Source organism: Nocardia ignorata NBRC 108230 (genome assembly GCF_001612905.1).
Lineage (GTDB): Bacteria > Actinomycetota > Actinomycetes > Mycobacteriales > Mycobacteriaceae > Nocardia > Nocardia ignorata.
Map to the genome: position 1 here is coordinate 193,635 of NZ_BDBI01000008.1, position 21,778 is coordinate 215,412.

The 21,778-nt window shown below is 68.3% G+C and carries 20 protein-coding genes; 8 read left to right on the plus strand and 12 right to left on the minus strand.

Features of this window, described 5'->3' with window-relative positions:
- Positions 1-52: 52 nt before the first annotated feature.
- From NI2_RS07460 to NI2_RS07480, 5 genes are all read right to left on the minus strand, one after another.
- Positions 53-907, minus strand: a complete 855-nt coding sequence (locus NI2_RS07460; protein WP_243750054.1) for a universal stress protein — start codon at positions 905-907, stop codon at positions 53-55.
- 82 nt (positions 908-989) lie between these two features.
- The gene (locus NI2_RS07465; protein WP_067487770.1) at positions 990-1,439 is read right to left on the minus strand and encodes a hypothetical protein; all 450 of its coding nucleotides are present in this window, start codon (positions 1,437-1,439) and stop codon (positions 990-992) included.
- A gap of 17 nt (positions 1,440-1,456) precedes the next feature.
- Entirely contained in the window at positions 1,457-1,720 is a 264-nt protein-coding gene (locus NI2_RS07470) for a hypothetical protein (RefSeq protein WP_067487772.1), read from the minus strand.
- Positions 1,721-1,850: 130 nt separating this feature from the next.
- Positions 1,851-2,729, minus strand: coding sequence for a universal stress protein (locus tag NI2_RS07475; RefSeq protein WP_067487773.1), 879 nt, complete (start codon positions 2,727-2,729; stop codon positions 1,851-1,853).
- A 96-nt stretch (positions 2,730-2,825) separates the two neighbouring features.
- On the minus strand, positions 2,826-3,239 hold the full coding sequence (locus NI2_RS07480; protein ID WP_067487776.1) for a hypothetical protein: 414 nt from the start codon (positions 3,237-3,239) through the stop codon (positions 2,826-2,828).
- 127 nt (positions 3,240-3,366) lie between these two features.
- On the opposite strand from NI2_RS07480, the gene NI2_RS07485 reads away from it, so the two are divergent.
- Together NI2_RS07485 and NI2_RS07490 are read left to right on the plus strand one after the other, a co-directional pair.
- Positions 3,367-5,091, plus strand: a complete 1,725-nt coding sequence (locus tag NI2_RS07485) for a SulP family inorganic anion transporter (protein ID WP_067487777.1) — start codon at positions 3,367-3,369, stop codon at positions 5,089-5,091.
- A 78-nt stretch (positions 5,092-5,169) separates the two neighbouring features.
- Positions 5,170-6,072 carry a universal stress protein gene (locus NI2_RS07490; protein WP_067487779.1) on the plus strand — a complete coding sequence of 301 codons (903 nt, stop codon included), beginning with the start codon at positions 5,170-5,172 and terminating at the stop codon, positions 6,070-6,072.
- Positions 6,073-6,149: 77 nt separating this feature from the next.
- Here NI2_RS07490 and NI2_RS07495 read toward each other — a convergent pair whose 3' ends face one another.
- The 6 genes from NI2_RS07495 to NI2_RS07520 form a co-directional block, all read right to left on the minus strand.
- Entirely contained in the window at positions 6,150-7,148 is a 999-nt protein-coding gene (locus NI2_RS07495; protein ID WP_067487781.1) for an Acg family FMN-binding oxidoreductase, read from the minus strand.
- Between the two features lie 83 nt (positions 7,149-7,231).
- Entirely contained in the window at positions 7,232-8,140 is a 909-nt protein-coding gene (locus tag NI2_RS07500) for a universal stress protein (RefSeq protein WP_067487878.1), read from the minus strand.
- A 26-nt stretch (positions 8,141-8,166) separates the two neighbouring features.
- Positions 8,167-9,675, minus strand: a complete 1,509-nt coding sequence (locus tag NI2_RS07505; RefSeq protein WP_067487783.1) for a bifunctional aminoglycoside phosphotransferase/ATP-binding protein — start codon at positions 9,673-9,675, stop codon at positions 8,167-8,169.
- A complete protein-coding gene (locus NI2_RS07510) occupies positions 9,672-10,415 on the minus strand; it encodes an SDR family NAD(P)-dependent oxidoreductase (protein WP_067487785.1) in 744 nt (247 codons plus the stop codon). Before NI2_RS07510 ends, NI2_RS07505 begins: the two co-directional genes overlap by 4 nt.
- Before the next feature lie 91 nt (positions 10,416-10,506).
- Complete coding sequence (locus NI2_RS07515) at positions 10,507-11,163, minus strand: hypothetical protein (protein ID WP_067487881.1); 657 nt, start codon at positions 11,161-11,163, stop codon at positions 10,507-10,509.
- Between the two features lie 59 nt (positions 11,164-11,222).
- Positions 11,223-11,780, minus strand: a complete 558-nt coding sequence (locus tag NI2_RS07520) for a flavodoxin domain-containing protein (protein WP_067487787.1) — start codon at positions 11,778-11,780, stop codon at positions 11,223-11,225.
- A 351-nt stretch (positions 11,781-12,131) separates the two neighbouring features.
- On the opposite strand from NI2_RS07520, the gene NI2_RS07525 reads away from it, so the two are divergent.
- Genes NI2_RS07525 through NI2_RS07535 form a run of 3 tightly spaced genes read left to right on the plus strand, consistent with a single transcriptional unit; the run spans position 12,132 to position 17,597 of the window.
- Positions 12,132-12,437 carry a hypothetical protein gene (locus NI2_RS07525; protein ID WP_067487789.1) on the plus strand — a complete coding sequence of 102 codons (306 nt, stop codon included), beginning with the start codon at positions 12,132-12,134 and terminating at the stop codon, positions 12,435-12,437.
- The gene (locus tag NI2_RS07530) at positions 12,434-14,749 is read left to right on the plus strand and encodes a PEP/pyruvate-binding domain-containing protein (protein WP_067487791.1); all 2,316 of its coding nucleotides are present in this window, start codon (positions 12,434-12,436) and stop codon (positions 14,747-14,749) included. Before NI2_RS07525 ends, NI2_RS07530 begins: the two co-directional genes overlap by 4 nt.
- The gene (locus tag NI2_RS07535) at positions 14,730-17,597 is read left to right on the plus strand and encodes an alkaline phosphatase D family protein (RefSeq protein ID WP_067487793.1); all 2,868 of its coding nucleotides are present in this window, start codon (positions 14,730-14,732) and stop codon (positions 17,595-17,597) included. Before NI2_RS07530 ends, NI2_RS07535 begins: the two co-directional genes overlap by 20 nt.
- Here NI2_RS07535 and NI2_RS35640 read toward each other — a convergent pair.
- A complete protein-coding gene (locus NI2_RS35640; protein WP_371851941.1) occupies positions 17,557-17,964 on the minus strand; it encodes a three-helix bundle dimerization domain-containing protein in 408 nt (135 codons plus the stop codon). The two genes, NI2_RS07535 and NI2_RS35640, sit on opposite strands and share 41 nt — an antisense overlap.
- A 178-nt stretch (positions 17,965-18,142) precedes the next feature.
- Between NI2_RS35640 and NI2_RS07540 the strand changes: the two genes are divergently transcribed.
- Genes NI2_RS07540 through NI2_RS07550 form a run of 3 tightly spaced genes read left to right on the plus strand, consistent with a single transcriptional unit; the run spans position 18,143 to position 21,677 of the window.
- Complete coding sequence (locus tag NI2_RS07540) at positions 18,143-19,156, plus strand: Acg family FMN-binding oxidoreductase (protein WP_067487795.1); 1,014 nt, start codon at positions 18,143-18,145, stop codon at positions 19,154-19,156.
- Entirely contained in the window at positions 19,153-20,076 is a 924-nt protein-coding gene (locus NI2_RS07545) for an ABC transporter ATP-binding protein (protein ID WP_067487797.1), read from the plus strand. The genes NI2_RS07540 and NI2_RS07545 overlap by 4 nt, the downstream gene beginning before the upstream one ends.
- Entirely contained in the window at positions 20,073-21,677 is a 1,605-nt protein-coding gene (locus tag NI2_RS07550; protein ID WP_243750053.1) for an ABC transporter permease, read from the plus strand. Before NI2_RS07545 ends, NI2_RS07550 begins: the two co-directional genes overlap by 4 nt.
- Positions 21,678-21,778 lie beyond the last annotated feature (101 nt).

Here is a 21,778-nt window from a genome sequence, read left to right on the forward strand (position 1 = left end):
GCTTACGACCCGGTGGGACCGGACACGGGCTGCGGCGGGAAACCGCCCACAGTCAGCAGTGTGGTCGTGCGACGAGGACCGGCACCGTGGCGCGGTCGAGGACGGCTCTGCTCACCGAGCCGAGGGTGAACCCGGCGAGTCCTCGGCGGCCCCGGCTACCGACGACGACCAGTTGGGCGTTCTCGGATTCCTGGAGCAGCCGCCGGGCCGGGTCGTCTTCGGCGACTATCCGTCGTGTCGGCACCTGTGGATACTTTTCGGCGTACCCGGCCAGGCTCTGTGCGAGGACGGCCTGTGCATGCTCCGCCATCTCGGTGTCGTCCGTGTGGTTCTCGGGTGCGGTCCACGCGAGCACGGCGACGACCTCGACGTTTCGGATGGCGGCCTCGTCGAACGCGACGTCGATCGCGCGCACACTGGCGGACGATCCGTCGACGCCGACCACGATAGGCTTGTCTCGCGGCGGCAGGTCGTTCGGGGGAATCACAACGATGGGACAGACCGACCGCCTGACCAGTGCTCCGCTGACAGAACCGAGCAGGGCCCGGTCGATGGCGTCCATGCCTCGAGAGCCGACCACGAGCCGCCGTGCGGTGCGCGACTTCTTGGCAAGTACCGATACCGGGGCCGGCCATACCAAGTCGACCGAGACGTCGAGTGCGTCCGGTTCGGCCGCCTGGCGGGAAAGGTGCTCGGCGGTGGTCAGGGCCGCGACGCCCTCATCGTGATATGCCTGATTGCGCAAGGTCACCACGCCGAGACGAGGGCCGAGGTCCCATCCGATTCCGATCGCGTGCACCAGATGCAACGGCGCGTGATGCAGCGCGGCCTCCTCAGCTGCCCACCGTACCGCCGACATGGCGTGTGCGGAGCCGTCGACGCCGACAACGATGGGGCTTGCGGTCACTGCTGTGCCTCCAGAGATGTGGTCGGACGAGGCGGCGACACTGCTGTAGTTCTTCATTGTGTGCGGGCCGTCGCTGAGCACGTCATGCCGGTGAGGCGGTGGTCGGGAACTTCGCTGAACCGATGCCCGTGACGGGGCGGCGCAGCCGGTAGCTCAACGCACACACCGCGGCGCCGAGCAGTCCGAAGACCGGTTGCAGCCAGTTGAATTGACCGATGACGAACGGCTGGACCGTGACCCAGCCGAGCAGTAGCAGACCCGCGCCGATACCGGCGAGCGCCGTGTGCGCGAGGTCCCGCACCGCGAGCGCGGCGGTGAACGCCATCGGCAGGCCGACGATCACGGCCAGCAGCACCCCGGCCAGTGCCGGACTCGCGAACGGAAGCCGGTGGGTGATCTCCGCACCGAGGTCCGCGCCGCCGCCGATCAAACCCACGGCGCCGACGAACGCCCAGAACGCCACGAAGCCGGCGACACCGGCCAACGACGCGCGCAGAGCCCGCTGGGTTCGGCGCTGCTCGAATGTCGACATGTATTACTCCTTTGTGCCTAGTTCAGGTCGCTCGCGGTGCGTGATGCCCAGGCGATCGGCGGTCGCGATCGCCATCCCCAGCGCAACAGCAGCACGGCGAGGATCGAGTAGAGCGAGAAAGCTGTATACACCAGCGTTGTGCCATAGGCGTGTGCCCACAGCGGTAGTCGGGGTAGTTCGGCAATCGCGACGGCCAGCAGCACACACGCCACCGCGACGGCGGGATAGGCAAGCGGTGCGACCGCCGGGTCGGTAGCCGAATGATCACGATGCGATGACATGTATCGAGTGTCTCCAGCCGGAGGCCACGGGGTCAGGGCCTCACTGCCCTTGCTCGTGGGACCAAAGTAGGTGATGGCGCGGGTACTTCGAATCGACGCCACGTGAGATCCACTGACCCCTGCCGGCGGCTCAGTGGCGCGCGCGGGGGCGGGCGATGATCACGGGGCTCTCGGCGCCGTGCAGCACCGCTTGCGCCACCGAACCGAGGGTCATGCCCGCGAATCCGCCACGGCCGTGGCTACCGACGACGATCAGTTGCGCTCCCTCGGACGCGTGCAGGACCGCCCGGGCCGGACGGTCCTCCACGACGACCCGATCGACCTGCACCTCGGGGTACTTCTCCGCATACCCGGCAAGGCTTTCCGACAGCAGCGCTTCGGCTTCGGTCTGCATCGTCGAGCGGGCCTCGTAGCGGTAGAACTCCGACCAGGCATTGACCGCCACCAGCCGGACACCGCGGCGAGCCGCTTCGTCGAAGGCGATACCGATGGCGTCGACGCTGCACTCCGAGCCGTCGACACCGACAACGACGGGGCCATCGGCATGGACGAGAGCTTCCGGAATCACGGCGACCGGACAGTCGGCGTGCCGGGCGATGGAGGTGCTGACCGAGCCCAGCAGCGTGCGGCGCAGCGCACCGAGGCCTCGGCTGCCGACCACAACCAGCCGCGCGGAGGCGCTCCGGCTGCGCAGCACGGCGACCGCGGAACCTTCGACGGCGGTGGCGGAGACCGGGATCTCGGCGATCGCCGCGGCCGATGCCGATGCTTCGGCCGCGGCTTCGTCGGTGACCTCTTTCCCGTAACGGTGCAGTGCTACCGGGTCGTAGAGCGGACCGGCGAGTCCCGGCCCGTAGTAGTCGGCCGGGATCTCCATCGCGAAGACGATGTTCAGCGGCGCGCGGTGGTGTGCGGCGAACTCGGTGGCCCAGCGCAGTGCGAAGCGGGATTCCTGCGATCCGTCGACGCCGACCACGACAGGCTGCTTCTGGTTTTCGTGAGGGGACATGATGGGTCCTTTCTGTTTCGTTCACTGTGCTCTGCGCGCTGAGGCGCCCGGCAGAGTCGCTCGGCCCACACAGAGGGGCCGTTGGTCGGCATCCGTCTATCGGGGCGACCCGCTGCGGGACTTCGTGTCCGACATGCCGAGCGCCGCCACCGCGACAGCGAGGAGGACGGATACCGGTTGCAGCCAGGTCAACTCGCGCAGGACGACCAGCTGCAGCAGGGTCCAGGCGATCAGCGCGGCCGCGGCGGTCGCTGTCGTCGCCGCGCAATGCGGGTCCCCGTGTGCGGCGGTGAGCGCGACCACGGTCATCGGCAAGCCGACCACCAATGCGAGCGTCACCCCGGCCAGGATCGGGCTGTGCCAGGGCAGGCGGCTCTCGGCCGCGCCGAGGGATACCACGCCGGTGATCAGGCCGAGCGCACCGGCGAACGCCCAGGTCGCCACCAGGCCGGCAAGCAGGCACAGAACGGAGCGGCGAGCATCGGTGTGCGAGAGATAGTGAGAGGTCATGTGTCGAGCGTCGCGCTGCTTCCGCCGTGTCGGCAGAGCCGAAGGTCCTGCGAGGAAGGGACCGGCGACCCGATCGAGTGACATTCGGCAGTGACCGATCCAGGCCCGGTTCGGACATGCTGGGGCAGTGGTAGCGCGGATACCGCCGGGCTTGCGGCAACTGCAGGGCTATCGGCGTGAGTGGGTGCGGTCGGATGTGATCGCGGGCGTCACCGTGGCGGCGTATCTGATCCCGCAGGTGATGGCCTACGCGACGGTGGCGGGTCTGCCGCCGGTGGCCGGATTGTGGGCGACGATCGGACCACTGGCGGTCTACGCGCTGCTGGCCACCTCCCGGCAGCTCTCCGTCGGACCGGAGTCGACCACTGCGCTGCTCACCGCGGTCGCCGTGGCGCCCCTGGCCGCCGGCGATCCGGACCGGTACGCGGCGTTGGCCGCGGCACTGGCGCTGGTGGTCGGCGGATTGTGTCTGCTCGGCGCCGCGATGCGACTGGGAGTGCTGGCCGACCTGCTGTCCCGCCCGGTGCTGATCGGTTACCTGGCCGGGACGGCGGGGCTGATGATCGTGGGTCAGCTCGGACGGGTCACCGGCGTACCGGTCGACGGGGATTCGGTGACCGCGCAGGTAGGTTCGTTCGTGGCCGACATCGATCGGTGGCATCCCGCGACCGCGGCGCTGGCCGGTGCCGTTCTGGTGATGCTGTTGATCATGGCGAAGTGGCTGCCGCGCGCGCCGGGTCCGTTGATCGCCGTGCTCGCGGCGACGGTGGCGGTCGCGGTGTTGTCGTTGCGGCGGTTCGGGATCGAGGTGGTCGGTGAGGTGCCCGCCGGTTTGCCGGTGCCCGCGCTGCCCGCCGTGGGCGCTGGCGATCTGACGGCGTTGTTGTTACCCGCCGTCGGTATCGCCGTCGTCGGCTTCTCCGACAACGCGTTGACCGGCCGGGCGTTCGCGGCGCGCCACGGTACTCACGTGCAGGCCAATACCGAGCTCGCCGCGCTGGGGGCGACGAATGTCGCCTCTGCGCTGACACACGGATTCCCGGTGAGCTGTAGTGGCAGCCGCACCAGCATCGCCGACCTGATGGGTGCTCGCACGCAGCTCTACGCACTGGTGTCACTGGCGGCGGTATTGGTCGTGCTTTTCGGCGCACGGGGTGTGCTGGCCGGATTCCCCTCGGCGGCGCTGGGAGCGCTGGTGGTGTACGCGGCGCTGCGGCTGATCGACGTGGGAGAGTTCCGGCGCATCGCGCGGTTCCGCCGCAGTGAGCTGTTGCTCGCGCTGGGAACGGTGGCCGCCGTGCTGGTGCTCGGAGTGTTGTACGGGGTGCTCGTGGCGATCGCGTTGTCGGTCTTCGATCTGCTGCGCCGGATCGCGCGCGCCCACGACGCCGTGCTCGGTTTCGTTCCCGGCGTCGCGGGCATGCACGACGTGGACGACTACCCCGACGCGAAACCGATACCGGGACTGGTGATCTATCGCTACGACGCGCCGCTGTGCTTCGCCAACGCGGAGGATTTCCGTAAACGCGCACTCGGAGCGGTGGACTGGTGGGGTGAGCGAGGTGAGGAACCGGTGCGCTGGTTCGTGCTCAACGCCGAGGCGAACGTCGAGGTGGACCTGACCGCCCTCGACGCGGTCGAGCAGGTGCGAGCCGAGCTCGTCTCGCGCGGAGTGGTCTTCGCGATGGCCCGGGTCAAACACGACCTGCGTGACGATCTCGACGCGTCAGGGCTGACCGAGCGGATCGGACCCGACAGGCTCTTTCCCACCCTGCCGACCGCGCTCGACGCGTTTCGCTCGGACACCGGCACGAGGCCGATCGACCATCGCGGCGATGACCTTGTCCCCTGACACCGGCCGCCGGAACTCGGCCATGCTCGAGAGACGAATCCGACGCCCGAAACGAACATGCCGACGAAAGGAAACGACATGTCATCCGACGACATCCGTCCCGCCCAGCATCGGACCGCGCCAGTGCTTGCCGCGGTCGACGGTTCGGCAATCTCCTATCAGGCCGCCGCCTGGGGAGCTGCCGAAGCCGTGCTGCACCACCGGCCACTGCATATCCTCACCTCGGCCGCCCTTCCGGTCGGCTCGGGGCCCGCGCTGTCGTTGGGTGAGGCAGATCTCGAGTGGTTGCGCGTCGATGCCGAGCGCATCGTCGGTGAAGCCGCCAGGGTGGCGCGTGCGGCGGTTCCCGACGAGGATCTCGTCGTCACCACCGAGGTGAGTTTCGAATCAGCGGCCCCACTGCTGATCGAGCGCTCGGCTTCTGCCCGGATCCTGGTGGTCGGCAGCAGGGGGCTCGGTGCCTTCCAGCGCGGTCTGCTCGGTTCGATCAGTACAGCGGTAACCCGTCACGCGCGCTGCCCCGTCGCGGTGATCCATGGGAACGTCGCGACCGACCCGGTGTCGGCCGCGCTGCCGGTGCTCGTGGGCGTCGACGGGAGCGCCAACAGCGTCCCGGCGGTGGAACTCGCCTTCGAGGAGGCCTCGCGGCGGAAAGTGGATCTCGTCGCGTTGCACGCGTTCAGCGACTACAGTGCCGACCTGCCCACGATCGGCTGGGAGATGGGCAGGCAAACCGCGGAGGCCGAGCTCGGCGAAGCTCTGGCCGGGCATGCCGAGCAGTATCCGGACGTAGATGTCCGCAGGATCGTGGTGGCCAACCGTCCGGTTCGTTCGCTGCTCGACGCATCGTCTTCGGCGCAACTTCTCGTCGTGGGTAGTCACGGGCGCGGTGGCTTCGCCAGCATGGTGCTCGGTTCGACGAGTAACGCACTGCTGCATTCGGTGGAGATCCCCATGATCGTGGTCCGCGATCGCGGGTGACGGGTTCGCCCAGCCACGGGTGCAGCGAAGAAAGGGCGCCCATCGCTACTGCGGTGGGCGCCCTTTCGCGGTGGGGGTCACTTCTCTGTCAGGACATCGACCAGCGGTCTGCGCGGAGTGGGTGGTGGTCGCCGGTCGTCGGGTGCGGTACCGATCCGCACGACGATTTGTGGAACACCGGGATGGCTGATGAGCGCGGCCAAGAGGCGTCGGCCGCCGGCGAGTTCGGTGATATGCGTCAGTGGACAGGTGGACAGCCCTGCGGCGGTGCATTCGAGCAGGACGGCCGACAGTGCTTCGCCTGCTCGAAGCCAGCTCATGGGTTCCTCGCCGGTCGCGGTGAGAACGAGCAGGCGCGCGTGGTCGCGCAGGCCACCCCGACGCGCGGACGGACCGGGTGAGGGGAAGTCGCGAGCCACACCGACCCGGGCGAGCTCGGAGTCCGAGACCAGTGCTGCGGGCGGCACACCGTCAGGAGTATCGGAATGGCCTGCCCACCAACGGATCTCGGCCTGGTACTCCATGTCGTACCGGTGCAGGGCTCCGGCTTGCTCGGAGGTCAGAGACAACCGCGCCCGCGCGTCTTCGTCGAGGACGTCGAGGGTGAGGTGATGGGGGACGACGAGTTCGTCCAATGCCATACGCACCGACGCCCATCCGATCGGCTCGTTCATCGGCAGCCGATCGGTGTAGCGACGCTCGACCGCGTCGGCTCGACGGAAGATCCCGATCGGCGGTTCCGGCCACGGCCGGAATTCGAGAGTCGCCATCAGTTCCGGACGTGCCGGGTCGGGCAACCGCACCACGTCGGTGTGCCAGCACTGAGAGGCCAGCACGGTCCGCACGTGGTGCAGGACAGCGCCGCAGCTGATGATCGCCTGGCGGGCGTGTGGGTCAGCGGCGGTCAGACGGCGATCGGAATCGCGCCACAGCTCGAGACGGGCACCGTCGAACACCCAGTGCCACGGTTGGGTGTTGTGGACCGACGGTGCCCGACACCCGAGCCGAATCGCTGTGCGGACCGTGGCACGGGCGGGTGCTGAACGCGTTGCGGGAAGGTCTTGTTCGTCACTCATGTCCCCAGTCTGATCGGTGCCCGCGGTTTTCCGAGACGGTCTTTACGCACGTTCGCCGGTGACCAAATGCCTTCCTGGTCTGATCAGCCGGGGTGCACGACCATGACCGGACAATCGGCGTGCTGTACCAGGAAGTTGCTGGTCGAGCCGAGTAACAGACCGCGGAACCCGCCGCGGCCACGACTGCCGACCACGAGCAGCCCCGCGGACCGTGACAACTCGGTCAGCCGTTCGCGCACACCGTACACCACGATCTCGCGGCGCACGACGACGTCGGGAAACTGTTCTGTCCAACCGGCCAGTCGTTCCGACAGCAGTGCCGCGTCGGCTGTCGCGATGTCATCGATCGGCGGCGACAGAAAGCTCGAATCGGCGAAGCCACCGCCTGACAGGTCACTCCAGCCGTGCACGGCCAGGAGCTCGGTACCGCGTTGTGAGGCTTCGGAGAACGCCGCCGCGATCGCCGGCTCACTGATCTTGCTGCCGTCCACTCCGACGACGACGGGACCGGAGGTGCGGTCGTCGGTTCCACGCACCACGACGACCGCACCACGCGCGTGTGAGGTGACCGCGAGCAGCGTCGAACCCAGGTGCGAGATCGCCCCTGCCTCCGATGCGACGCCGAGGACGATGAGGTGCGCGTGCTCCGACGCCGCGATGAGCGCGTGGGCCGGGCTACCGCCGCTGACGAGTTCGGTCGTCACTGTGACACCGGGAGCGGCGGTGCTTGCCTGTTCCCGGGCAGTGGCCAGTACGCGCTCGGCCGCGCCGCGGATGTCCTGCATAGTGGCGAAGATGAACGCGTCGTAGGCGCTGTGTGGCGTTCTGTCGGTGACCGGACCGGTGCAGTGCACGATGTGCAGCGCGCGGCCGCGGTCGGCGGCAGTGCGGGCCGCCCAACACACGGCAGCCCGCGAGCCCGGAGATCCGTCGGTTCCGACGACGACCGCGGCGGCGGGGTTCCGGTGTGGGGATTCACTGTGCTGTTTCATGGTCGGCTTCCTGTCGTCGAGGTGTGTCACACCGGGCTTCGGACGGGCTCGGGGCTGAGATCGGGGGAGTCGTGCCACACGCGACAGGCCGTCGCGACGGAGTCGGCGAGGCGACCGGCCGTATCGATGTCGACTGCGCCGGGCCAGGCGGGGTTGGTGGCGGCCATCGCCTCCGCGATCTGGGGCGTGGCGTCGGACTCACTGTCGCGACGCTCACGGATACGCTGGAAGGCGAGTTCGGCCGGGCACACGCACCGCAGGGCGACGAGCTCGGCGGCGACATCATCGGCCAGTGCGGCGGCGCGGTGACGTTGCTCGGGATCCGACCAGCTCGCGTCGAGCACGACCGGAACACCGGAAGCCAGCAGCACGTTGGCGCGCCACAGAAGTTCGTCGTAGACCCTTGCCTTGTTGGCCGGAGTGTATCGACCGGCGCCGAACTGCCCGACGTGACCACCGACCGCGCCGACACGGGCCAATTCGTTGCGGACATGGTCGCTCGAGATGAGTACGGCCCCGGTCCGAGCTGCGAGTTCCGTGGCGACAGTCGACTTGCCGGTGCCGGGCAGGCCGCCGATAGTGGTGAGCCGTACCGTGCCGCGGGCCAGACGGCGTTCGGCCAGCGCGAGATGGTCGCGCGCCCGATCGGCGGCGGTGTGGTCACCCTGGCCGGCGCGGATCACGTCGACCTTGGCTCGTACGGTGGCCCGGTAGGCGATGTAGTGGTCGCGTAGTGACGCCGGCGCGGGATCCGCGGACTCGCGCAGGTACTCGTCGACGAACCGATCGGCGAGGTCTGCCTGCCCGACAGAATCGAAATCCATGGCGAGAAAGGCGACATCGTCCAAGCGGTCGACGTAGCGCAACCGATCGTCGAAATCCAGGCAGTCCAGCACCCGGAAGCCGTCGGGTAGCTCGAAGATGTCCTCGGCCAGCAGGTCGCCGTGGCCGTCGACGATCCGCCCGTCGGCGATCCGCTGGTCCAGCAGCGGGGCCCGGCCGTCGAGGTATCTCATCGCGCGTCGGTCGATCCGCGCGAGCACGTCGGGGTCGATGATGTCGGCCGCTGCCTCGTGTAACGGGTCGAGAAGCGAACGCCAGCGGGTACGCAATGCCTTCGCCGTGCCTGTCCGATTGATGTCGGGCCTGTGCGGGGATTCGTCGTGGAAGCGGACCAGCAGATGTATCAGGCTGGTAAGGGCATCCGTGGAGTAACCCGGTTGCGCGAGCAGCACCGACAGTCGCCGATCCGCAGGCATCCGCCGCATGATCAACACCGGCTCAGCCGGGCCGCCGGTGGGGTCGCCGAGGTGAGCGACCCCGAGGTAGACGTCAGGATTGATGCGCCGATTCAGCTCGAGCTCGCGGGCGCACGCGCGCTCGCGCAGCACGGTCGTGCTGAAGTCGAGAAAGTCCGTACGCAACGGCTTCTTCACCTTGTAGGCGCGGTCGCCGTAAAGAAGGACCACTCCGCTGTGGGTCTCGTGGACCTGGGCGGGCTCCGGCGGCGGCCGGTGCCCTGGTTCGCCGTTCATGAGGGCAGAACGAGCGAGGCGCCCGCGGTCGCGCCACCGTCGAGGACGAATTCCGACCCGGTGGAGAAGGTGGCCTCGGTGACGACGAAACCGACCATCGCGGCGACTTCCTCGGGCTCGCCGAAACGTGGAAGTGGCTGCCCCGCGGCGACACTCTCGTCCATACTCGCGGTCATCGGGGTGTGGATCGGGCCGGGATGCACCGAGCAGACCCGCACGCCGTCCTTGCCGAGCTCGAGCGCGGCGGCTTTGGTGAGCCCGCGCAGTCCCCATTTGCTGGCGACGTAGCCCGCGATGCCGGAGTAACCGATAAGCCCTGCTGTGGAGGAGACATTGACGATGACACCGTCGCCGGCGGCGCGCAGCCGGGGCGCGGCCAGATGCATACCGAGCCAGGCACCGACCAGATTCACATCGAGGACATGGCGGAACTGCGTGGGAGTCTCGGATTCGACGCCGCCGAAGTCGAGGATGCCGGCATTGTTCACCAGCACCGCCAGTGGCCCGAAGTCCGCTTCGGCGTCGTCGAGCACCCGCTGCCACTCGTGCTCGTCGGTGACGTCGAGGTGGCGGAAGACTGCCCTGGATCCGATGGCCTGCGCGACGGCGTTGCCGTCACGTTCCAGCAGATCGGCGACGACGATCCCGGCGCCCGTCTTGGCCAACGTGTGCGCGACGGCCGCGCCGATGCCGCGTGCGCCGCCGGTGACGACGATGCTGCGTCCTTGGAGATCGAACATGGTGATCGGACCTTTCTGTGGATTGTGGATGAGAGGTCGGGGCCGGTCCGGCTCCGTGTCCCGGTAGGCATTGGCCCCCGGTGGGCTGCAGTCAGACGGGTGCCGGCTGGACTATCGGGCCGGTCGGGGCGTGGCGTTCTGCGCGCTGTTTGATGCCGAGCAGCATCTTGCGCTCCATCACCCAGCTGCCTGGCTCCATGATCAAGCGATTGAACAGACGGGCGGCCGGTGAGGCGGAAGGGGCCGCTATCCGGTTGCGACTGATCAGTCGCGTGCGACTCCCGTCGGGGTACAGGGCGAAAGCCCACACCCAGTTGCCGTCGGTCGAGCTGAAGACGAGGGCACGCGCGGGGTCGAGGACTGCCACGCGCATCGTCGGCCCGCTGTCGCCGAGAGCGAAAGTGTCTCCGACGGAGAGCTTCTGGAATTCGGGCAGGATCGAGTCGGCGCTGTGCATGTTCAGGCCGAGGAGGTTTTCGATCCAGTCATAGGTGTAGGCACCCCCACGGCCTGGACCGAACTGGACCAGCCACGGCCATATCTCTGCTGCCTCGACATCAATGGCCACGGCGCGAGTGGAGACGATGTCGGGCCGGGGGAGCAGGTCGTCTCCGGGCATCTCGCGTGTTGCTTCTTCCGGTGTCGCTCCCCAATGCAAGCACCGTTCGCGCAGCAAGTATCGGTAGCCCATCACCCACGCGGTGCCGACGACACAGATTGCGGTCGCGAACACGGTCGTCTTCTTCATCACGCAGTCCTTCATAACCCCAGCTGACAGCAGTCTTTTCGGTTCATGCGGGTGGTCGATCAGGGATGGACGATGCTCGCCGGGGCGTGCGGCAGGGCGAGGGCATCACCGATTCTGGTGGACCACTCGCGTACGGCCTGCCAGTCGCGCAGATCGCCGTAGCGAGCGCCGCCGAGTACCCGGTACATGGTCCTGGCTCGCCAGGAGACGCCCGCGCGTTCGTACTTTCCGGCGAAAGGGGTGTAATCGTGCGGATGCACCATGCTGATCACCGCGGCGATCTTGCGTGGGATCTGACGGCCCGCCCACCGCCCGACGGGCCCGCGCAGCGCCGGTCCGAGCCCGACGCTGAACAGCCAGACATCCTTGTCCTGCAACGTTTTCAGGTTGTGGCGGAGGTACGCCGTGGCTTCCGGGAGGAAATCCATGTCGTGGATCGCGCTGCCGATGACCACGGTGTCGATGGTGGACAGATCGGGTGCGTGTCCGACGTCGTGCAGTTCGGCTCTGGCACCGCGGGCGGCCAGGTTGTCGTAGATGAATTCGGCGATGTCGCGCGTCGAGCCCTGCGCGGTGGCGTACAGGACGGCGATCCGGGGCGAGGAAGTTGTAGTCATGTCGTCAGCGTCGCTCGAGTCGACGGTCGACGGTCAGAGCCGGGATGCCTCCAATCGAAGGACCAAGGGCCTGTCCGGTAGGTGCTGGATGCGAAACAGATCCGGAACCGAGTTCCGTCCGCGACGCGCGGTGCCCAAGGACTCTCTCGGTCGGGACCACGGCCCCTAACGGCGGCCGCGGCGTCCTGGTCGAATGTTGATCACCGTCGCTGTCGTCGTTCTCCGAGATCGCGGCGGCTTCTGTCCGCGGCGCCAACGCAGCCGATACGGGGTGCTGAACAAGGTCACGCCCGGGATTTCTCACAAGGAGACCACGATGCGCAGTAATCGTTTCGACATCGGAGAGCGGCGATGATCGCCGACACGGCCGCACGCTGGATGATGCTCGCCGTCGGCATGCTCGCGACTGTGGGCCTCGTCGACGCCGCGACCGGCCGGAACTGGGATCTGGTCGCTGTTTTCGGAGCCATCGTGGTTCTGGGCCTGGTGGCGGCGCTGAGGCTGCCGAGTCGTCGACGCTCGATCCGCATCCGTGGCGACCTGGCGCAGTGGCTGGTACTGCGGGCCGCCGACGGCGACGAGCCGGTCGGCCGGATCGCCGACCGTGCCGTCGCCGCCTACCGTTGTGGCCTGGCCGGCGAACGGGAATCGTCATGACCGGGACCGAATTCCTCGCACCGACCACACCGCCGGAGCAAGGCTGTGTGCGGGTACTGGACGGCGCGGGAGCCGCCGGGAAGATCGTCGGCGGTAAAGCCGCAGCGCTCGACCGGCTGATCGGTTGGGGTGTCCGGGTACCGCCGGCCGCCTGCGTCACCGCTGACGCCTACCGGGTCGTCGCCGCGGAACCTCCGGTCGGGGCGTTGCTCGCACGGCTCGAACGGGGAGAGGTCGTCGCCGCGACCGAGGTCGACGCGGTCTTCCACCGAGCCGGGCTGCCCGGTGCGCTGCTCGACGAGGTATGCGCGGTCGCCGCCGGGTTGGCTGACGGGCGCCCCGTGGCGGTGCGCTCCTCGGCGACGGTGGAGGACATGGATTCCTCGTCCTTCGCCGGGCAGTACCACTCGGTGCTCGATGTCGACCCGGCCGACCGCGCCGCGGTCGCGCATGCTGTGTTGTCGGTGTTCTCGTCGCTGCACCATCCGGCCCCTCGCGCGTACCGCAGAGCGCTGGGTCTCGCGGACGACGATGTGGCGATGGCGGCGCTCATCATGCCGATGGTGGCGGCGCTGCGCAGCGGGGTGCTGTTCACCCAGGATCCGACTGGACCGGCCGCAACGGTGCGGATCGAAACCGTCCACGGTCTCGCCGAGGGCCTGGTGTCAGGGAAGCGTACTCCGGCGGTGCTGTTGGTTCCGGGCGGCGCGGTGCCCGATGACAGCGCCGAAGAGATCGAGCCGTTGATCACCGTCGCGCGAGAGATAGAACGCCGCGCCGGCTGCCCGCAAGATGTCGAGTGGGCTTGGGACGGAAGCACTTTGTGGATCGTGCAAGCCCGACCGATCACCGTGCTCACCACCGACCGGGATCCCTTCGACACCGACGCGGAGGAGATGACGGGCCACCACTTCACGACCGCGGGCATCGCCGAAATGCTGCCGGGGGTTCTGCCGCCACTGCGCTGGGAGGTCTGCTCTTTCGTCGTAGAGGAGGCGTTGCGCACGATGTTCGACGTCCTCGGCACCACGACACCGGACGGAATGGCGTCGCCGCATCGGCTACTTCGCCGGGTACAGGGGCGAGCAGCGCTGGATACGGCCGCCGCCGAAGCCGCAGCCGCCCACCCGACAGGCCGCATCGATGCGCTCGGGCACCATGTTCGAGCCGGTCGGGCGCGGCGCCGAGCCGTATTCGACGCCGATGTCGTGATCACCGCCGCGCGGGAAATCGGCCGCGAGGCAACATCGTTGAGTGCGCGCAGTGGCGCGGAGCTGGCCCGGTACCAGCTGGCGCTGATCGATCTGATGACGCGTGCCATGGCTGCCGAGATCACCGTCGCGGCGGACGCGGGGGCGATCCACGAGGGGCTTCGGCAGCTGCTGAGACGCTTCGGCCCGGATTCCGAGGCCGACCGGTTGGCGGGAGCGCTGACTGTTCCGGAGACCGTCATCACTGTCGATTCGCGCGCCTCGATGGCGGTTCCGGGTGGCCCGACGTGGATCGAGTCGGGCCGGGAGCCGTCGGTCGTGACGCAGCACAGGGCTCAGCCCGTCGGCGTCGACGCCGCGATGAAGCTGATCGAGGCAAGTCCTCGGCGACCGAAGACCGACATCACCCGGTGGCTACGACTGCGCCAACTGGAACGTCTTGTCACCGAGGCACGTGCACAGTTCGAACGGCGTGAGCGCACCAAAGCGGCGATTCTGTCGCTCGGCGGTGAGCTTCGCCGGGTCCATCTCGAAGTCGGCCGCAGATCGGCGGCCGACGGGGTGCTCGCGTGTGCGGCGGACGTCGAACTCCTCACCGTCGGGGAATTCCGGGCACTGTCGGTGGGTGACCCTCCGCCGGTCCCGGCGATACTCGATCGGCGCAGGCGCCGGTTACGCAGGCAGGAGCAGCTCGATCCGCTCCCACAGACCTTCTCCGGGGAAGACGAGTCGGCTGGTTCCACGGCCACCCTGCACGGTCGGCAGCTGACCGGATGGGCGGCGGGCAACGGCACGTTTCGTGGGACCGGCCGCCGTCTCACCACCCCGGATGAACCTCTCGGCAGCGATGAGATCCTGCTGGCCACTACGACAGATCCCTCCTGGGCGCCGCTGCTGATGCGTTGTGGGGCAATGGTGATCGAACAGGGCGGCCCGCTGTCGCACGCGGCGATCCTGGCCCGTGAGTTCGGCGTGCCCGCTGTGTTCAATCTGCCCGGTGCCGCACGGGCCCTCGACGGGCACAGACTCGAGGTCGACGGCACCGCCGGGACCGTGACTATTCTCGACGAAGGACGTTCCGATGACCTCGCCCGCGCGTGACCGCGCCCGCGCCGCACTACTCGGCGTAGATCGGTTGCATATCTTCGTCCCCGCGATCATGAGCGTGGGTTTGCTGTTCTGGCTCGCCAGTGAATTGCGTGAGTTGGTCCGCAGCAGCGGCGACGCCTCGCGCGCCAAGCGGGCAGGCATCGCGGGGCATGCGCTGGCTCGGTTCACGACCGCGACGTCGGAGCCGGATACCGCGGCCCGGCGCGGCCTTCGTCCGCGCCCCGTCTACCTGCTGATCGCGCTGACCCTGGCGGGGGGAGCGGTGTATGTGACGATCGGGTCGGTCGCCAATTTCTTTCAGCAACCCGGCTGGGTGGCCGATATCGCCTGGCTGCTCAGCCTTTCGCTCGCCGTAGCGGTCGCGGCCCTCGCCTACGCGGTGGTCTCGGCCTTGGTGTTCGTCCACTACCCGTCGCCCCCTCGGCGGTTGGCGCGCGTGCTCACCAACACCCCCTTGACGACGCGGCCGGTGGACGGTGCCGAATGGTCGGCCCGCCCACCCTGGCAACTCGGTGCCGGGTTCATGGCCGCGGCGGCCGCTTCGGCGCTGCTGTCACTGGTTGTCGCGGCGTCTCCCTATGTGGTCGACGGGTTCGATCGCCGGGTCGCGGCATGGTTCGACGGGTTGTCGACTCCGGCCTTGTCCCGCTTCACGGACGCCGCGTTCGATACCAGGACGGTGCTGGTACTGGTGGTCCTCGTCGGGCTGGCGTCGATCCGGTGTCGCGCGCTCGCCGTCACCTATGCGGTGGCCACCGGTTTCGGGTTGCTGGCCAGTGTGGGACTTCGGGCGGTGATCGAACGACCTCGCCCGCTCGATGGGCCGATGGCCGGTGCGCTGGATTCCTACCCCAGCGGACACGTGATGCAGGCGGTCCTCATCGCGGGATTGGTTCCGCTGGCGGTCGCGACGCTGCTGCATCGCCGCCGGCTCATTCCGGTGCTCACCATGGTTCTGGGGGTAACGGCCGCGGCCGCCGCCGTCGATCGCGTGGCCGAAGGTCTGCACAGCCCGACCGATGTGTTGGGCGGGGTGGGGATCGGCTTGGCTCTGGTGCTCGGAGCGCGCTGGGTGATCGTGCGCCCCCGCGCCCACGTAGCCTGCCGGAACTGTCTGTGGTCGCCGCATCCGCAACAGCCCCATGCCGCGCGCGGCGCGATTCCGCTGACGGCGTCGGCCGCGCAGATCGTGCGATTGCTCGCGCACCTGTCCGCCGCGGTTGTCGCCCTGACCCTGGCCGTGCTCACCCTGACGGTGGGTGTGCCCTCGAGTGGTGAGGGCTTCGTATTCGGTTCACGCGTCGAGACGCCGGTGCAGTTGGCGCTCGCGGGTGTGGTGTCGCTCGGTGCGTTGATCTCGTGGCGGTGGGAGGCGGTCGGTGCTGTGCTCATCGCGGTAGCGGCGAGCTGCCTCGGTGTGTTCGCCGCTGTCGAGTACGAGCCGATCTACGCCATGCTGCTCGCCGGCGGCGCGATGGTGCCTTCGGTGTTGCTGTGGCTCAGTTGGCAGCACCGTCGCACGGCCGTGGAACTGGTCGCGCTCGCGGTGGTCACTCTGCTGTTGCTCGCCGGTACCTGGTTCGGGGCGAACCGGGTGTACGCGATCTATTTCGGGCCGACCCACCCGGAGAGCAGCGCCCCGGCACTGTCGGTGGACCGGGTGGAATGGGTCTGGTCGGGCGGTCTGCGCAGCGACGGGGTCACCGTGAACGCCAGGTTGGCTTCCGGCCGCAGTACTGCACTGCTTCGGGTCACCGCGGCCGACGGCGGTGTCGTGGAGTCGGAACCGGCAGTCGCGCAGGAACATCGGATCGCTCGCATGGAGGTCGACGGGTTGCGGCCAGGCATCGCCTACACCTACCAGGTCGTCGTCGACGGAACACCGGACAGTTCGCGCGGTACCGGGCGTTTCACCACGCCGGTGGACGGTCCGATGTCGTTTCGTGTCACCGCGGGCGCCTGTGCTCGGGTCGGTTCCAACGGCGCGGTCTTCGACGCGCTGGCAGCCGAGAACGGACTGTTCCACCTCGCCCTCGGCGACCTGCATTACGCGAATATCGAAAGCACCACGCCCGGTGAGTTCTTCGCGGCGTACGACAGGGTACTGACCAGTCCCGGCCAATCCGCCCTCTATCGGGACAGCCCGGTGGCTTACGTGTGGGACGACCACGACTACGGCCCCAACGACGCCGGCGCCGACTCTCCGGGACGAGACGCGGCGCGCACGGCGTTCGGCGCCACCACCCCGCATTATCCGTTCGGCTCGACGCGAGGAACCATCAACCAGGCCTTCACCATCGGCCGGGTGCGGTTCATCATGACCGACGGCCGCTCGGAGTCGACGTCGGAGTCGGTGCTCGGCATCGACCAGCGGAACTGGCTGATCGAGGAGCTGACGCGTTCGAGCCGTACCCACGCCCTGGTGGTGTGGGGCAACTCCCTGCCGTGGATCGGGGAAGCGCGTGCCGGTGGGGACGGTTGGCCCGGACATGCCCGCGAACGCCAGGAAATCGCCGACGCGATCGCCGACGCCGGGATCCGAAACTTGGTGATGGTCGGCGGCGACGCGCACATGGTCGCGATCGATGACGGCACCAACAGCGACTATTCCGGCAAGGGCGGTGCGGGTTTCCCGATTCTGCAGGCGGCGGCTCTGGACCGCCCCGGCAGTGTCAAGGGCGGTCCCTACAGTGGTGGGACATTCCCCGGTGGCGGACAATACGGGGTGCTCGACATCACCGACGACGGGACGAACCTGCAGGTCGATCTTCTCGGAAAACGCTGGGATGGAACCGTTCTCACCAGCTACAGGTTTCCGGTCCCCCAGCGGTCCAAGTGACCGGGTCGTTTTGTGAGCGGGCCTTTTCCAGCTGCGAGCGCGCCAGGTTGACAGTCAACGGGATCAGGTGCGTCCGGATGCGAGCGGTCCGGGCCAGCCGCTGGTGCGTGAGTTCTACTACTTGTCGTACGTATGCTTCGGGCAAGCTGGGGAACTTGGTGACGAACGCGCGCGCTATCGCATCGATCTCGTCTGTCTCCACTCGTGGTGCGGCGACGACCTCACCGGGGGATACGCCATCCGGTTCGGCGGCGGCGGTATCCGAACAAGCGTAGGTCGACCTGGTCACGAATCTCTCCCTCGATGAGAACTGCGCACATCTGTGAGATGTAGATTCGCCACTTCCCGGTCGGGGCCATAGGGGCATCCGGCCTCTGGGCGAAGATCGAACGGCCCTACTCGGTCCCGCTCGGCCACCGGTTCACGGTTCGTTCCAGCGACGATGACCCGAAGTCCCTCGCAACGGGGCCGTCCTGCCCTTCTCGGTGGCCAGGTCATACGTGGACAGTACGAGTACTGACCGATCGACACCGAGGACGGACACCATGGACCGCGGACTTCCCGACGACAACACCGTGAAGGCGGCGCTGGCACTGGCCGGCCGTGCGCCGTCCGTGCACAATGTGCAACCGTGGCGCTGGCGCATCGCCGACCACAGTATTCACCTGTATCTCGACCGTGAGCGGGCGCTGCCCGCCACCGATCCCGACGCGCGCGACTTGGTGCTCAGCTGCGGCGCCGCACTGCACCACCTGTCGGTGGCGCTGACGGCGATGGGCTGGGCGCCGGTGATCCACCGGATCCCCGATCCCGCCAACCCTGATCACCTGGCGGCGTTGACCCTGGTCAGGCATCGGCCCACCACACTCGATGTCGACCTGAGCAAGGCCATCACCGTGCGCCGGACCGATCGGCGTCACTACACTTCGTGGCCCGTGCCGCCGGGCTTCCTCGGATTGTTCACCGAACGTGCGGCGGCACTGGGCGCCATCGTTCACCGGATCGAGGACCGGCAACGGGTGATAGCAGCGGCACAGCAGGCGAGCGAACTCCATGCCGCCGACGAGTCCTACCGGTTCGAACTCGCCCTGTGGTCGGGTCGCCACAGCAGCGCCGACGGTGTCCCCGCACGCAACGCCCCACCCATCGATCCCGACGACGACTTTCCGCCACGAGCGTTCGCGGCGGCCGGATTCCTCGACCCGGCAACCGAGCCCGACCATGCCGAACTGCTGGTGGTAGGCACCGGGGCCGACGATCTCGGATCCAGGCTACGGGCGGGGGAGGCGCTGAGCGCGCTGCTGCTGACTGCGACGGGAATCGGGTTGGCCACCTGTCTGCTGACCGAGCCGCTCGAGGTCGGTTCGCAGCGCGCCCGGCTGCGCGACGAGTTGTTGTCCGGCACCGCCTATCCGCAGGCTTTCGTGCGCGTGGGATGGGCGCCGACCAGCGCCGGCCTTCCTCCGGAAACGCCGCGGCGTCCGGTGGAGGAACTGCTGCTCTCCGAGGAGGAGACCGCCGATCACGGGAGCACGCGGTGGACACCGGTCGGGAAATGAGCGATGTCAGCCCCGCAATCGCCATCGCGATCTCGGGGCTGACCAAGACCTTCGGTCGCACCAGGGCACTGGATGCCCTGAACCTCACCGTTCGCGCGGGTGAGGTCCACGGATTCCTCGGTCCCAACGGAGCGGGCAAGAGCACGACCATTCGGGTGCTGCTCGGGTTGCTTCGGGCGGACTCGGGCACGGTTCGAGTACTCGGGCTCGATCCCTGGGCCGATGCGGTCGCCCTGCACCAGCGGCTCGCCTACGTTCCGGGGGAGGTCGCCCTGTGGCCCGGCCTGACCGGCGGCGAGACCATCGATCTGCTCGCTCGGCTGCGTGGCGGTATCGACCCCCGCAGGCGTGCCGAGTTGCTCGCTCGCTTCGAGCTCGACCCTTCGGTGAAGGCACGCGCCTATTCGAAGGGGAACCGCCAGAAGGTGGCCTTGGTCGCCGCGCTGGCCTCGGACGCGCAGCTGTTGTTGCTCGATGAACCGACTGCGGGGCTCGACCCGTTGAAGGAGGCGGAATTCCAGCGGTGTGTGCGCGAGCTGGCAGCCGAAGGACGCACTGTGCTGCTGTCGAGCCATCAGCTCGCCGAGGTGGAGGCCCTGTGCGATCGCGTCAGCATCATCCGCGGCGGTGCAACGGTGCAGAGCGGCTCGCTGACCGAGCTGCGGCAGCTGCGATCCACCTCGATCAGTGTCGAAACAGTCTGCCCAGCAACGGGACTCGCCACGATACCCGGGGTGAGCGGCCTGACCGTGGAGGGTCGTCACGCTCGCTTCGAGGTGGAGGGCGCGCACTTCGACGCCGTCCTGCGTGCGTTGGCCGACCTCGGCGTCGTCGCGATGACCAGTAGCAAGCCGACGTTGGAGGACATCTTCCTGCGCCAGTACACGGGAGAACCGCAAGCGCTGGGAGCCGTCTCGTGAGCACCGACATGCTTCGCCGGGAGGCGACGGGCGTAGCGGCGCTCGTCCGCTTCACCTTGCGGCGCGAACGGTGGGTGCTGCCCTGGTGGCTGCTCGGCGCCGCTGCCCTGCTGGCCATGCAATCGGTGAGCAGCCAGAACTTCTACGACTCGCCTGCGAAGCTGGCGCAGCTGCGATCCACCATGAGTGCCAACGCGGCGATCGTCGCGATGGGCGGGCCGGTTCGTTTGCTGCAAACAGTCGGTGGGGAAATCGTTTTCGAGATATTCGCCTACCTGGCGATCGTCGTCTCGCTGATGAATATGTTCCTGATCGGCAGGAACACCCGCTCGGACGAGGAGACGGGCCGGACCGAACTGATCCGGTCGGCACGCGTGGGCCGGCGCGCGCCGGTCGTGGCAGCACTGTGCGTCGCCGCGCTCGCCGATGTGGCCGTGGCACTGCTGCTCGCCGTTACGGCGGCGGTGACCGGGTTACCCGTGCAGGGCGCTGTACTGATCGGGGTGGCGATCGGCGGGCTCGGGTTCACCGTCGCCGCGGCGACGACTGTAGCCGCACAGGTATTCGAGAACCCGCGCAGCGTCTACGGGGCGATCAGCGGACTGGTCGCGGTGGCGTATGTCCTGCGCGCGGTCGGTGATGTGGGAACGGATGCGGTCGCCTGGCTTTCGCCGATCGGGTGGGGACAGCGGACCTACCCCTTCGTCGACGATCGATGGTGGCCACTGCTGCTCTTCGCGGCGGTGTCGGTGGCGCTGATAGCGGTGGGGTTCGCGCTGGCCGAACGCCGGGATTTCGGTGCGGGGCTACTACGATATCGTCCGGGCCGCGACACCGCATCGCGCCGGCTCGGCTCGCCGATCGGTCTGGTGTGGCGTCTGCAACGGCACAGTGTTTTCGGGTGGTGCCTCGCGGCATTCGTGCTCGGCCTCGCCTACGGCTCCTTCGCCGACAGCATCGAGCAGTTCATCGCCGACAATCCTGAGATCGCGGCCTATCTGACGGGTAACGCGCAGGACGCCGTGAACGCCTACCTGGCAGTGACATTGTCGATCATCGCGCTGCTGGCTGCCGCGGCCGGAGTTTCGGCTGTGCTGCGTGCGCGGTCGGAGGAGGTCTCGGGCCGAGCCGATCTCATCCTGGCCGCGCCGGTAGGGCGTGGGCGGTGGCTCGCCGGATATCTCACCGTGGCGATGGGGGGCAGCGCCATGGTGCTGATCGCCGGTGGATCGGGTGACGGTCTCGCCTACGGACTGGCGACGGGTGATCCGATGCGGATACCGCACCTGGCGGCCTCGGCGCTCGGTCACGCCCCGGCGGTGTGGGCGATCGTGGCGGTGACGGCCGCTGTTGTCGGCTGGATGCCGCATCTCGCAGTAGCCGTGTCGTGGCTGTATTTCACGTACGTGGTCGTGGCAGCGATCTTCACCGAGGCGTTCGAATTGCCCAGGTGGTTCCCCAGGGCGTCGCCGTTGCACTACACCGACCGCCTGCCACTGGAGTCGTTCGACCCCCGAACGCATCTGGTGTTGCTCGCGCTGGTCGCCGGTGCGACGGGTCTCGCCTGGATGGGATGCGCCCGTCGCGATCTCGGCGACTGACGGCGTGACCGTCAGCGCCGAGGACGATCGGCCGGTCGGGCAGGGCCTTTCGCCCCTGCCCGCCGCCGTCGTCCCCGACGAGGCTGGGTACCGACCCCACT